Below are 12,943 nucleotides of genomic sequence, written 5' to 3' on the forward strand. Positions count from 1 at the left end.
CTCTCTTGGCTGTCGCCGCTGTCTCTAGTTTTCCTGCAACAACGGCTGCAGGGCTTTATCGATGGCCTCCCGGGCGCGGAAGATCCGGGAGCGCACGGTGCCTACCGGACACTGCATCACGCTCGCAATGTCCTCGTAACTCAGACCGTCGAATTCACGTAAAGTTAACGCCGTACGCAAATCTTCAGGCAGTTGCTGGATGGTCCGATGGACGGTGCCCTCGATCTCATCCCGCAGCAATGCTCGTTCCGGGGATTCGAGATCCTTGAGGCCATGATCGCCGTCGTAGAACTCTGCATCTTCGGAACTCACATCGCTATCCGGCGGCCGGCGGCCGCGTGAAACCAGATAGTTTTTCGCCGTGTTAATGGCGATGCGGTAAAGCCACGTATAAAACGCGCTGTCCCCGCGAAAATTACCAAGTGCGCGATAGGCCTTGATGAAGGCTTCTTGAGCGACATCCTGGGCTTCATGGGTGTCGTGCACAAACCGCACGATCAACCCGAGAATTTTGTGCTGGTATTTCAGCACTAGCAGATCGAAAGCTCGCTTGTCGCCGCGCTGAACACGTTCGACCAGCTGCTGATCCTCTTCCTGGGTTAGCATGAACACTCCTCGATAAGCTCGAAGGAGGCTTGCATGACTAATTGACCGGACTTGCAAACATAGACTCGGGCTTTTCGCAAAAGTTCTCCCCCTTCCAAGCAAGTTTCCGGCGTGCTCTGATCCCGGCACGCACGAAAAACGCAGCACGAGATTCCCCGGCTGCGCGAATAATCTGTCACCGGGCCTGCTGGCAAGGACTCTCAATCGAAGTCTTGCACCAACCCGACGCTGTTCCCTTTTGCAGACAACCGTCTATTGAACGTAGGCGCTTGGCAAAAGTTCCCGCCATTTATAGCCATTCAAGGCAGACATTGGTCAACCGTGACGAGATCAACCGCGTTTGTCCTCGAAAAGGCGCTTTTGTCATCCATCGGCGAAAAAACCGATCCGACGAAACGCGGTGCTTTTCTGTCACGTTGGTTTCACATTGCCATGAATGCCCGACTATTGTGCCGTTCCACCCCTCTATATACTAGTGGGCTGCGTGGCTGCCTGACTCCGCTGAAGCGGATCTCTCGCGCCAACCCCGACCCGGGTCGCCTTGAGCGGAAACCTATCGAATGAGCCAACAGTTTCAACACGATGTTCTGGTAATCGGCAGCGGTGCCGCCGGATTGAGCCTTGCACTGACGTTGCCGGAGCACTTGCGCATCGCAGTGCTGAGCAAAGGCGACCTGGCCAATGGCTCGACATTCTGGGCACAGGGCGGCGTTGCAGCCGTGCTCGATGACACCGACACCATCGAGTCCCATGTCGACGACACCCTTAACGCCGGCGGCGGCCTGTGCAACCCTGAAGCGGTGCGCTTCACTGTCGAGCACAGCCGCGAGGCCATCCAGTGGCTGATCGACCAGGGCGTGCCCTTTACTCGCGACGAGCAATCCGGCACGGAAGACGGCGGGTTCGAATTCCACCTGACCCGTGAGGGCGGCCACAGCCATCGGCGCATCATCCATGCCGCCGATGCCACCGGTGCGGCGATTTTCAAGACGCTGCTGGCCCAGGCACAGCGGCGACCGAATATCGAGCTGCTGGAGCAGCGAGTCGCCGTCGACCTGATCACCGAAAAGCGCCTGGGCCTGGCCGGCGACCGCTGCCTCGGCGCCTACGTGCTCAACCGGGGCACCGGCGAAGTCGACACCTATGGCGCACGCTTCGTGATCCTGGCGTCCGGTGGCGCAGCCAAGGTCTATCTATATACCAGCAATCCCGACGGCGCCTGCGGCGACGGTATCGCCATGGCATGGCGCTCGGGTTGCCGGGTCGCGAACCTGGAGTTCAATCAGTTCCACCCCACCTGCCTCTATCACCCACTGGCGAAGAGCTTCCTGGTCACCGAGGCCCTGCGTGGCGAAGGCGCGCACTTGAAGCTGCCCAATGGCGAGCGCTTCATGCAGCGCTTCGACTCGCGCGCCGAGCTGGCACCGCGGGACATCGTCGCCCGGGCCATCGACCATGAAATGAAACGCCTGGGTATCGACTGCGTTTACCTGGATATCAGCCATAAACCCGAGGCGTTCATCAAAAGCCATTTCCCGACGGTCTACGAGCGCTGCCTGGAATTTTCCATCGACATCACCAAACAGCCGATCCCGGTGGTGCCGGCGGCGCATTACACGTGCGGCGGCGTGATGGTCGACCAGCAGGGCCGCACCGACGTACCGGGCCTGTACGCCATTGGCGAAACCAGCTTCACAGGCCTTCATGGCGCCAACCGCATGGCCAGCAACTCGCTGCTGGAGTGTTTCGTCTATGCCCGTTCAGCCGCGGCGGACATCCTCGAACAGTTGCCGCAGATTGCCATTCCCGCCGCCCTGCCCTCCTGGGACGCCAGCCAGGTTACCGACTCGGACGAAGACGTGATCATTGCCCACAACTGGGATGAACTGCGACGGTTCATGTGGGACTACGTGGGTATCGTGCGCACCAACAAGCGCCTGCAACGGGCCCAGCATCGGGTGCGCCTGCTGCTGGACGAGATCGACGAGTTCTACAGCAACTACAAGGTCAGCCGTGACCTGATCGAACTGCGTAACCTGGCCCAGGTTGCCGAGCTGATGATTCGCTCGGCCATGGAACGCAAGGAAAGCCGAGGGCTGCATTACACCCTCGACTATCCGAACCTGCTGCCCGAGGCATTGGACACTATCCTGGTGCCGCCCACCTACGCCGACTGAACCTGAGCCGCACCCGCAGGCGCCGATGAAGATCGGCTGCCAGCGCGTCGCGGGGCACGCACAGCGAGCGGATCCGCCGCTCACCCTTCAAGCGAAAGCGCAGTATCACGATCAATGGCAGTGCCAGGCTGTCGGGGCGCAACTGCACCGCCTGCCAGCCATCGGCCTTGTTCCAGAGCTGCCAGCCATCAACGTCCCGACGCAAGCCGCGGAATGCCTGGCGATGAGTCAGCAACACGTGTCGCGGTATCGTCCAGGCAGCATGGACCAGGCACAGCACAACACCAAGCCCTGCAAACCCTGGAGGGACAGCCATCAGGAACAACGAGCCCAGCGCGAAGAGCTGGGCCAGGAGATAGGCCGCCAGCAGTTGCCCGGAGGCCTGCCAGCGGCATTCGAAGCGATTACTTCGGCTGGACACGGTCCAGGATCATCCGGACCATGCGTTGCAGTTCCGGATCTTCGGATTCGCTGCGCTCCATGAACCAGCCGAACATGTCCTGGTCTTCACATTCGAGCAGGCGGACATAGCAGGCACGGTCCACTTCATTAAGATGGGGGTAGACCTCTTTCACGAATGGCACCAGCAAGACATCAAGCTCAAGCATGCCGCGGCGGCTGTGCCAGTAGAGGCGATTCAGTTCTACATCTTCGACCATGGAGCGCTCCTCAAATAGAGCGCAAGTATACAGGCACCGCCGCGGTGAAACAGACAGCTTTGGTCGGTCGCCACCGATCCTTTGTGAACTACCCATTTCAAGGGCGCGCCCTTATGATGTCCACCAGACTTTTTATCCTGCGATGACTCATGGCTGATTCCGCTTTTTTCTGCACCCTGTCCCACGAAGGCGTTCTTGCGGTCCGCGGCGTGGACGCCGGCAAATTCCTGCAGGGCCAATTGACCTGCAACCTCAACTACCTGAGCGACAGCCGGGCCAGCCTCGGTGCCCGTTGCACCCAGAAGGGCCGGATGCAATCGAGCTTTCGGATCCTGCTCGAAGGCGACGGTGTGCTGATGGCAATGGCCACCGAATTGCTCGAGCCGCAATTGGCGGACCTGAAGAAATACGCGGTATTTTCCAAATCCAAGCTCACCGACGAAAGTGCAGCCTGGGTTCGCTTCGGTCTGGAGAATGCCGACACGGCGCTGACTCAACTGGGCCTGGCGCTGCCGGCCGACATCGACAGCGTGGCGCGCCACGAGTCCTTGATCGCCCTGCGCGTGTCCCCCGGTCGAGTCGAGCTGTGGGCGCCTGCCGAACAGGCCGACATGCTCAAAACCCGTCTGCGCGCAACCTTGGCCGAGACGGACCTGAACCCGTGGCTGCTGGGCCAGATCCGCGCAGGCATCGGCCAGGTCATGCCTGCCACCCGCGAGCTGTTCATTCCGCAGATGCTCAACCTGCAAGCCGTCGGCGGCGTGAGTTTCAAGAAAGGCTGCTACACCGGCCAGGAAATCGTTGCCCGCATGCAGTACCTGGGCAAGCTCAAGCGACGCTTGTATCGGCTGCAGCTGGATGCCAGCGAACTGCCGGAACCCGGCACGGCATTGTTCTCTCCCGCTCACGGCAGCGCCATCGGTGAGGTGGTGATCGCAGCGCAAGCCGAGCGAAACATTGAACTGCTGGCGGTGTTGCAGGCCGAAGCAGCAGAAGAGGGCAATGTACATCTCGGTAGCCTGGAAGGCCCGATACTGAAATTGCTGGACCTGCCTTACGAACTGGATCGCGACCGCGAAATCCAGCGCTGATCGCAGCATTTGTCGCAATACCTAGAGAATCGAAATGAGCGATTTGGCGGATAAGGTCCAACGGGACTTGGTAGAGGCCATCGATAACGATGACCTGGTTCTGCCGACATTGCCGGAAGTGGCCCTGCAGATTCGCCGGGCCGCCGAGGACCCGGAAATCAGCGTCAGTGACCTGAGCAAGGTGATCGGTCGCGACACGGCACTTTCGGCGCGCCTGATAAAAGTGGTCAACAGCCCATTGCTGCGCGCCACCCAGGAAGTTACCGACCTGCACACGGCCATTACCCGGCTGGGCGTCAATTACAGCAGCAACCTGGCCATCGGTCTGGTCATGGAGCAGATCTTCCATGCCCGCTCCGAGGTGGTGGAGCAGAAGATGCGCGATGTCTGGCGTAGAAGCCTGGAGATCGCCGGAGTCAGCTATGCGTTGTGCCGCACTTATACACAGCTCAAGCCCGATCAGGCCGCGCTGGGAGGGTTGGTGCACCAGATCGGCGTACTGCCGATCCTGACCTACGCCGAAGACCATAACGAACTGCTGTCAGACCCGGTCAGCCTCAACCATGTCATCGAAACGATTCACCCCGTGCTGGGAGACAAGCTGCTCAGCGTCTGGGAGTTTCCGGAGAGGCTGGTGAAACTCCCAGGCCTGTACCTGGATTTCGCCCGGGAATCCCGGCAACTCGACTACGTCGACCTGGTGCAGGTCGCTGCGCTGTACTGCTACAAGGACACTAATCATCCCCTCGGCAGGATTGACGCCTTCAAGGTGCCATCATTCCAGAAGCTGGGTATCGACCCGGACGACAAGGAACGATGCGCTCATCTCGAAGAAGCGCGATCGATGTTTTACTAGACCAGGCTGCTCACCTGTGGCGAGGGGATTTAGCGAAACTTCGCACCGCCCCGTTGGCGAAGCGGCCCTCCGCGTTCTGTCTGATACAACGTAGGGGGCCGCTTCGCAGCCCAGCGGGGATGAATCCCCTCGCCACAGATAAATCCCCTCGCCACAACCGGGTTAGCTTCAGGATCAGTCTGAGCCTGGGATAAAACTCACCCGCACCTTCAACCCACCCTCTTGCCCGTCATGCAGGCTGATCTGGGCCAGGTGGGCGCGGCAGATTTCTCCGACGATGGCCAGCCCAAGGCCAGAGCCGGCGACCTGCTGGTTGCGTCGGTAGAAGCGCTCGAAGACACGGTCGCGCTCGTGCAATGGAATGCCGGGACCATCGTCCTCGACCTCCAGCACCGCCGGCGCGGCGACCCGCAGAATCACGTTACCGCCCGAAGGTGTATGGGCCAGGGCATTGTCCACCAGATTGCTCAACAGCTCGTTCAACAAGGTCGGTTCACCGCGCAGCCACACCGGCTCGTCGGCTTCCAGGGCCAATGCCACACCCCGCGCATGAGCCAGCGGCGCCATGGCCATGCCCAGCTCACGGGCCAACTGGCTGAGATCCAGCAACTGCGCGCCCCCTTCGGCGATGGCCCGCGCACCGTTTTCCACCCGCGCCATGGACAGCAGCTGGTTGGCCAGATGCGTCAGCCGATCAGTGCCCTGGGCCGCGGTTTCCAGGGTTTCCCGCCAGGTTGCCGGTTCACTGGCGCGCAATCCCAGTTCAAGCCGCGCCTTGAGCGCAGCCAGGGGCGTGCGCAATTCATGGGCGGCGTCAGCGATGAATTGCGCCTGGCGTTCGAACTGCCCGCGCAAACGCTCGGTAAAGTGGTTGAGGGCCCGCACCAGAGGCCATAACTCGTGCTGCACCTCCACCAGTGGCAACGGCCGCAGATCGTCCGATTGGCGTTCCTCCACCGCCGTACGCAAGCGCTCCAATGGGCGCAATGCCGCGCTGACCGCGAACCACACCAACAACAGGGCGCCCACGGCCAGCATGCCAAGGCGCAACAGCGTGTCGGCCATCAGGCCCCGGGCCATGCTGACACGTGCCTCTTCGGTTTCCGCCACACGGATTTCCGCCATGCCGTTCATGTTCGGCTCGCTCACGGCCTTGAGCAGGCTCACCACGCGCACGTCCTGGCCCTGATAGCGGGCGTTGTAGAAGCGAGCCAGGGCCGGATAATCGTCCGTGCGCGGCGTGCCGGGTGGCGGGCCGGGGAGGTTCTCGTAACCGGAGATCAGTTTCTTGTTGATGTCGTTGACCTGGTAGTAAATGCGCCCGGCGCTGTCGTAGGCGAAGGTGTCCAGGGCCACGTAGGGCACATCCGCGCTGAGGCTGCCGTCGCGTTGCGACAGACCGGCGGCGATGGTCCGGGCCGAGGCCAGCAAGGTCCGGTCATAGGCCGTGTCCGCGGCCTCACGACCGTTCCAGTAGGCGCTCAGGCCGCTGGCCAGCATCAACACCACCAGCAACAGCGCCAGGTTGCGCAGCAGTCGCCAGCGCAGGCTGTCAGGTTTATGCATCGCGGGTTTCCAGCAGATAACCCAAGCCCCTGAACGTCACGATCGCCACGGCATGCCCGTCGAGTTTCTTGCGCAGCCGGTGAACGTAGATTTCAATCGCATCGGGACTGGCTTCTTCGTCCAGCCCGAACACCTGGGCAGCCAGTTGCTCCTTGCTCATCACCCGCCCCGGCCGCGCGATCAAGGCCTCCAATACGGCTTGCTCGCGGGACGTCAGGCTCAACAATTCGTCGTCGAGGGTAAAGCGGCGGGTGTCCAGGTCATAGATCAGCCCGCCACAGCGCTGCTGGCGCTCGCCGCCCAGTACGCTGCGCCGCAACAGTGCCTTGACCCGCGCCTCAAGCTCGGTGAGTTCGAAGGGCTTGGCCAGGTAATCGTCGGCACCGAGGTTGAGGCCATGCACCCGGTCCTTGACGTCGCTGCGAGCCGTCAGCATCAACACCGGCAAGGTCTTGCCTCGGGCTCGCAGACGGGCCAGCACTTCAAAGCCGTCCATGCGCGGCAGTCCGACATCGAGCACTGCCACGGCGTATTCCTCGCTGCTCAGCGCCAGGTCGGCCGCCACCCCGTCGTGCAACACATCCACAGTCAAACCGGTGCTCTTGAGCGCTTGGGCGACGCTTTCGGCGAGCTGCAAATGGTCTTCGACGAGCAGAACACGCATGTTTTTTCCTCAATTCAGGAACAGTCGGCACCATTCACTGGCGCGGAGTTTACAGCCGCATCCGCTGCTGTGAAGCCTAAAAACATCCTGAAAGCTTTTGAAAGGTTAGCGAAAGGTTGGGCTATTAGAGTCCTCTCACGGACAGTTTCGACTGCCGATCGCCAAACACAATCGCGAACGAGAAACGCCCCGATGCGTTTTCACATAAGAACAATAAAGCGGAGTATCCCCATGCTGTCCATGCAGCCCCAGGCGCCCATGCCTGCTCGCTTTTCCCGCCCCAACCCGCCCCCCCGTGGCCAGTGCCGCCAGCGAATACCCGGACATGTGCCGGTGGGTCAGCTATAGATTCAAGTTCCTGCGTTGGACCTGTTGCCCGACCCAAAGGGTTCGGCAGCGCAACGACTGCAATACACAACAACAACTCCTGTGGAGACGAGAATGAACCTATCACTGCGTAAAGTAGCCCTGGCCGTCGGATGCCTGATGTTCACCGGACAATTGCTCGCCGAGCCGAAACGCCCGGAGTGCATCGCCCCCGCAGCGCCCGGCGGTGGTTTTGACCTGACCTGCAAACTGGCGCAAAGCGCGCTGGTGAACCAGAAGCTGTTGACCAAACCGATGCGTGTCACCTACATGCCCGGCGGTGTCGGCGCGGTGGCCTACAACGCCGTGGTCGCACAACGTCCGGCGGACGCCGGCACATTGGTAGCGTGGTCCAGTGGTTCATTGCTGAACCTGGCACAAGGCAAGTTCGGTCGTTTCGACGAAACCAATGTGCGCTGGCTGGCAGCCGTGGGCACCAGCTACGGCGCCATCGCGGTGAAGAGCGATTCGCCCTACAAGAACCTCGATGATCTGGTGCAGGCCCTGAAGAAGGATCCTGGATCCGTCGTCATCGGTTCCGGCGGTACCGTCGGCAGCCAGGACTGGATGCAAACCGCACTGATCGCCAAGGCTGCGGGTATTGATCCACGCAAATTGCGCTACGTGGCACTCGAAGGCGGCGGTGAGATCGCCACTGCCCTGCTGGGCGGTCACATCCAGGTGGGCAGCACCGACATTTCCGACTCCATGCCCCACATCCTGAGCGGTGACATGCGCCTGCTGGCCGTGTTCGCTGAGAAGCGCCTGGACGAGCCGGAAATGAAGGACATCCCCACCGCTCGCGAGCAAGGCTACGACATCCTGTGGCCGGTGGTGCGCGGCTTCTACCTCGGGCCGAAGGTGAGTGATGAAGACTACGCCTGGTGGAAAGACGCGTTCGACAAGCTGCTGGCTTCCGAAGAGTTTGCCAAGCTGCGTGACCAGCGCGAACTGTTCCCGTTCGCCATGACTGGCCCGGAACTGGACACCTACGTGAAGAAGCAAGTGGCCGATTACAAGGTGCTGGCCAAAGAGTTCGGCCTGATCCAGTAACCGTCTCTGTTCTCGCGGTGGCGTCGGTTCCCCCGGCGCTGCCCAGGAGTTAGTCATGCTCACCCTCCAACGTATTTTTGCCGCGGTGCTGTTGCTGGTCTGTATTGGCCTCGCGCTGATGGCTTGGCCGTACCAGGCCGCTTTTTCCTACGAACCAGTGGGCCCCCGTGCCTTTCCCTTGCTGATGCTGGGACTGATGGGCCTGGCACTGCTGTACATGGTGTTCCGCCCTGTTCCCATCGTGCACAGCGAAGACGAACCGCAACTGGACCGTGAAACCCTGCAAAAGATCGGCATCTGCGTGGTGCTGCTACTGGTATTCGCCGGAACCTTCGAGCCCTTGGGCTTCATCCTCTCCAGCATCCTGATCGGGGTGCCGATGGCTCGCCTGTATGGCGGCCGCTGGGTGCCGAGCGTGGTGATCATCAGCCTGATGGCCATCGGTCTTTATCTGTTGTTCGACAAGCTGATGGACGTGCCGCTGCCCCTGGGCCTGCTCGACGTCCTGGAGAATTGATATGGATACCCTGAATTATCTCGGCCAGGGTTTCGGTGTCGCACTGACGCCTTATAACCTCGTCACAGCGCTGACCGGCACCCTGATCGGCACCGTGGTCGGCCTGCTGCCCGGCCTGGGGCCGATCAACGGCGTGGCCCTGCTGATCCCGATTGCGTTTGCCCTGGGCTTGCCGCCGGAATCGGCGTTGATCCTGCTGGCAGCGGTGTACCTGGGTTGCGAATACGGCGGGCGCATCAGCTCGATCCTGCTCAACATCCCGGGGGAAGCTTCCACTGTGATGACCACCCTCGACGGCTACCCGATGGCCCGCCAGGGCCTGGCTGGCGTGGCGTTGTCGCTGTCGGCGTGGAGTTCGTTCATCGGTGCGTTCATCGCCACCTGTGGCATGGTGCTGTTCGCTCCGCTGCTGGCCAAATGGGCGATTGCCTTCGGACCGGCGGAATATTTCGTCCTGATGGTGTTCGCCATCGTCTGCCTCGGCGGCATGGCCGGCGACCGCCCGCTCAAGACGTTTATCGCGGCGTTGATCGGTCTGTTCCTGTCTTCTGTCGGGATCGATGCCAACAGCGGCGTGTACCGCTTCACCGGTGACAGCGTCCACCTGGCCGACGGCATCCAGTTCGTCGTGCTGGTACTGGGTCTGTTCTCCGTCAGCGAAATCCTGTTGATGCTGGAAAAAACCCATCGCGGCCAGGAAGCGGTGCAAGCCACCGGACGGATGATGTTCAACTTCAAGGAAGCCGCCTCGGTGTTCGTCGTGAACCTGCGATGCGGCGTGCTTGGTTTCATCATGGGTGTGCTGCCGGGTGCCGGCGCGACCCTGGCCAGTGCCGTGGCCTACATGACCGAAAAGCGCATCGCCGGTGCCAGCGGTACCTTCGGCCAGGGCGACAAGCGTGGCCTCGCCGCGCCGGAAACCGCCATCGGTGGCGCGGCCTGCGGCGCGCTGGTACCGATGCTGACCCTAGGCGTTCCCGGTTCGGGCACCACGGCGGTCATGATCGGCGCGCTGTCGCTGTACAACATCACCCCCGGCCCGCTGCTGTTCCAACAACAACCGGACATCGTCTGGGGCCTGATCGCATCGTTGTTCGTGGCCAACATCATGCTGGTGATCCTCAACATCCCGATGATCCGCGTGTTCACCCGTATCCTGGCGGTGCCGAACTGGGCACTGGTGCCGGTCATCGCCATCATCACCGGCATCGGTGTCTACGCGGTGCACGCCACCACGTTCGACCTGTTCCTGATGACTGGTATCGGCATCTTCGGCTACATCCTGCGCAAGCTGGACTTCCCACTGTCGCCGGTCCTGCTGGGGTTCATCCTTGGCGGTCTGATGGAACAGAACCTGCGGCGCGCGCTGTCAATTTCCAACGGTGCATTGGAAATCCTCTGGTCGAGTCCGATCACCTTCGGCTGCTGGATCCTGACGGCGATCATGCTGTTCATGCCACTGCTGCGGATCTGGCGTCGCCGCGCCGCCCAACGACGTGCAGTGGCCAATGTCTGAAACAACCTTCAGACAATGGTGGGGAACACCGCTGGTCGGTCTGGCCGGCGGTTATCTGGCCAGCCTGATCGGCTGGCCTTTGCCCTGGATGGTCGGCTCGTTGCTGGCGATCATCCTGGTGCGTTGCCTGACGCCGTGGCAATTGAAGGAAATCCCCGGCGGCCGTAAATGCGGCCAATGGGTCGTGGGCATCGGTATTGGCCTTCACTTCACCCCGCTGGTGATGGAGCAGGTCCTGGGCCACTTCGGCCTGATCTTTTTCGGCGCGCTGATCACCAGCGTGTCCAGCGTGGTGAGTGTGTGGCTGATGCGCCGCACCGGCGAGGACCGCGCCACCGCTTTTTTCTCCAGCATGCCGGGCGGCTCCGGCGAAATGGTCAACCTTGGCTCGCGCAATGGCGCAGACCTGAGCCGCGTCGCCGCGGGCCAGAGCTTGCGAGTCCTGGTGGTGGTGCTGTGCGTGCCTGCTGCCTTCAAATACCTGTTGGGTGAAGGCGCACCGGTGCAGCACGCCACCACCGTGGATTGGCTGTGGCTGGTGCTGTTGTTCCCGGCGGGCGCCCTGCTCGCCTGGATCTGGGAACGCCTGCGTCAACCCAACCCGTGGCTGTTCGGACCGCTGTTGGTAAGTGCGGCGGTCAGTATCGGTTGGGACCTGCACATCGGCTTGCCCCATGGCGGCAGCCAGATTGGCCAGTGGCTGATCGGCAGCGGTCTGGGTTGTCATTTCAACCGGCAGTTCTTTCGACGAGCTCCGTCGTTCATGGGGCGTACCCTGATCGGCACCGTGTTGACGATGCTGATCGCCACCCTCGCGGCACTGGGCCTGAGCACCCTGACCCGCCTGGACCTGCGCTCACTGACCCTCGGCATGATGCCCGGCGGCATCGCGGAAATGAGCCTGACGGCAGAGACGCTGCAATTGTCGGTGCCGTTGGTGACGGCATTGCAGGTGATGCGGCTGCTGTTCGTATTGTTTCTGGCGGAGCCGTTGTTCAGGTATTGGATGCGACGATCGGGTCCCGACTGATCATTCGTGTCGCCCTTTTCGCGAGCAGGCTCGCTCCCACATTGATCTGTGCCAGCGCCGCACATCCTCTGTGGGAGCGAGCCTGCTCGCGATGAGGCCCGCACTGTCGAACACTTAAACTGGCGGCAATCGCCAATCGATCGGCGCCTCGCCGTGTTGTTCGAGAAACTTGTTGGTCCGGCTGAAATGCCCGCATCCCAGGAAGCCACGATAAGCCGACAGCGGCGACGGATGGACCGAGGTCAGCACCAGGTGCTTGGTGGCATCGATCAGTTTCTGCTTGCTCTGGGCATGAGCGCCCCATAGCAGGAACACCAGATGCGGCTGATGCGCGCTGACCACTTCGATGACCCGGTCGGTAAAATGCTGCCAGCCCTTGCCCGCATGGGCGTTGGCATTGGCGCGTTCCACGGTCATGGTGGTATTGAGCAGCAACACGCCCTGGTCGGCCCAGCTTTGCAGGTAGCCGTGGTTGGGGATGTCGATGTTCAAGTCGCGCTTCAATTCCTTGAAGATATTCACCAGCGACGGCGGCGCAGGGACGCCCGGCTGCACCGAAAAGCACAGGCCATGGGCCTGGCCCGGGCCGTGGTACGGGTCTTGCCCGAGGATCACAACCTTGACCTTGTCCAGTGGCGTGGAATTGAGGGCATTGAAAATCAACGAGGCCGGTGGGTAGATCTCTTTGCCAGCGGCGTACTCCTGACGCAGGAATTCGCGCAACTCTGCCATGTAGGGCTGGTCGAACTCGGCACGCAGCGCCTGCTTCCAGCTCGGTTCGAGTTTGATACGGTCGTCAGCAGTCATGATTGCACCCAGTAAAAACAATGGGCGCACCCTAG

At 61.6% G+C, this 12,943-nt stretch carries 13 protein-coding genes; 7 read left to right on the forward strand and 6 right to left on the reverse strand.

The window, feature by feature from the left end; genetic code table 11:
- Positions 1-24: 24 nt before the first annotated feature.
- Positions 25-606 carry an RNA polymerase sigma factor RpoE/AlgU gene (gene rpoE / locus ACODTO_RS22030; RefSeq protein WP_003172477.1) on the reverse strand — a complete coding sequence of 194 codons (582 nt, stop codon included), beginning with the start codon at positions 604-606 and terminating at the stop codon, positions 25-27.
- 560 nt (positions 607-1,166) lie between these two features.
- On the opposite strand from rpoE, the gene nadB reads away from it, so the two are divergent.
- Positions 1,167-2,783 carry an L-aspartate oxidase gene (gene nadB, locus ACODTO_RS22035; RefSeq protein ID WP_139649680.1) on the forward strand — a complete coding sequence of 539 codons (1,617 nt, stop codon included), beginning with the start codon at positions 1,167-1,169 and terminating at the stop codon, positions 2,781-2,783.
- Here nadB and ACODTO_RS22040 read toward each other — a convergent pair.
- Positions 2,752-3,204: a protein YgfX gene (locus tag ACODTO_RS22040; RefSeq protein ID WP_175386900.1), complete on the reverse strand. Its 453-nt coding sequence runs from the start codon at positions 3,202-3,204 to the stop codon at positions 2,752-2,754. The two genes, nadB and ACODTO_RS22040, sit on opposite strands and share 32 nt — an antisense overlap.
- Positions 3,188-3,442, reverse strand: coding sequence for an FAD assembly factor SdhE (locus ACODTO_RS22045; RefSeq protein ID WP_003184348.1), 255 nt, complete (start codon positions 3,440-3,442; stop codon positions 3,188-3,190). Before ACODTO_RS22045 ends, ACODTO_RS22040 begins: the two co-directional genes overlap by 17 nt.
- 149 nt (positions 3,443-3,591) lie before the next feature.
- On the opposite strand from ACODTO_RS22045, the gene ygfZ reads away from it, so the two are divergent.
- Positions 3,592-4,533 (forward strand): CAF17-like 4Fe-4S cluster assembly/insertion protein YgfZ, encoded by a 942-nt coding sequence (gene ygfZ / locus ACODTO_RS22050; protein WP_139649684.1) that lies wholly within the window; start codon positions 3,592-3,594, stop codon positions 4,531-4,533.
- 34 nt (positions 4,534-4,567) lie between these two features.
- Entirely contained in the window at positions 4,568-5,389 is an 822-nt protein-coding gene (locus tag ACODTO_RS22055) for an HDOD domain-containing protein (protein WP_139649686.1), read from the forward strand.
- A gap of 174 nt (positions 5,390-5,563) precedes the next feature.
- Here ACODTO_RS22055 and ACODTO_RS22060 read toward each other — a convergent pair whose 3' ends face one another.
- Positions 5,564-6,955 (reverse strand): sensor histidine kinase, encoded by a 1,392-nt coding sequence (locus ACODTO_RS22060; RefSeq protein ID WP_139649688.1) that lies wholly within the window; start codon positions 6,953-6,955, stop codon positions 5,564-5,566.
- Positions 6,948-7,619 (reverse strand): response regulator, encoded by a 672-nt coding sequence (locus ACODTO_RS22065; RefSeq protein WP_139649690.1) that lies wholly within the window; start codon positions 7,617-7,619, stop codon positions 6,948-6,950. Before ACODTO_RS22065 ends, ACODTO_RS22060 begins: the two co-directional genes overlap by 8 nt.
- Positions 7,620-8,060: 441 nt before the next feature.
- On the opposite strand from ACODTO_RS22065, the gene ACODTO_RS22070 reads away from it, so the two are divergent.
- Genes ACODTO_RS22070 through ACODTO_RS22085 form a run of 4 tightly spaced genes read left to right on the forward strand, consistent with a single transcriptional unit; the run spans position 8,061 to position 12,101 of the window.
- The gene (locus ACODTO_RS22070; protein WP_047701776.1) at positions 8,061-9,038 is read left to right on the forward strand and encodes a Bug family tripartite tricarboxylate transporter substrate binding protein; all 978 of its coding nucleotides are present in this window, start codon (positions 8,061-8,063) and stop codon (positions 9,036-9,038) included.
- 55 nt (positions 9,039-9,093) lie between these two features.
- Complete coding sequence (locus tag ACODTO_RS22075; protein ID WP_024781296.1) at positions 9,094-9,555, forward strand: tripartite tricarboxylate transporter TctB family protein; 462 nt, start codon at positions 9,094-9,096, stop codon at positions 9,553-9,555.
- 1 nt (position 9,556) lies between these two features.
- Positions 9,557-11,071: a tripartite tricarboxylate transporter permease gene (locus tag ACODTO_RS22080; protein WP_139649692.1), complete on the forward strand. Its 1,515-nt coding sequence runs from the start codon at positions 9,557-9,559 to the stop codon at positions 11,069-11,071.
- A complete protein-coding gene (locus tag ACODTO_RS22085) occupies positions 11,064-12,101 on the forward strand; it encodes an AbrB family transcriptional regulator (protein ID WP_175364047.1) in 1,038 nt (345 codons plus the stop codon). The genes ACODTO_RS22080 and ACODTO_RS22085 overlap by 8 nt, the downstream gene beginning before the upstream one ends.
- A 114-nt stretch (positions 12,102-12,215) precedes the next feature.
- Here the strand turns inward: ACODTO_RS22085 and ung are convergent, their stop codons facing one another.
- The gene (gene ung / locus ACODTO_RS22090; RefSeq protein WP_162843645.1) at positions 12,216-12,911 is read right to left on the reverse strand and encodes a uracil-DNA glycosylase; all 696 of its coding nucleotides are present in this window, start codon (positions 12,909-12,911) and stop codon (positions 12,216-12,218) included.
- Positions 12,912-12,943 lie beyond the last annotated feature (32 nt).

The organism is Pseudomonas sp. FG13 (genome assembly GCF_057809755.1).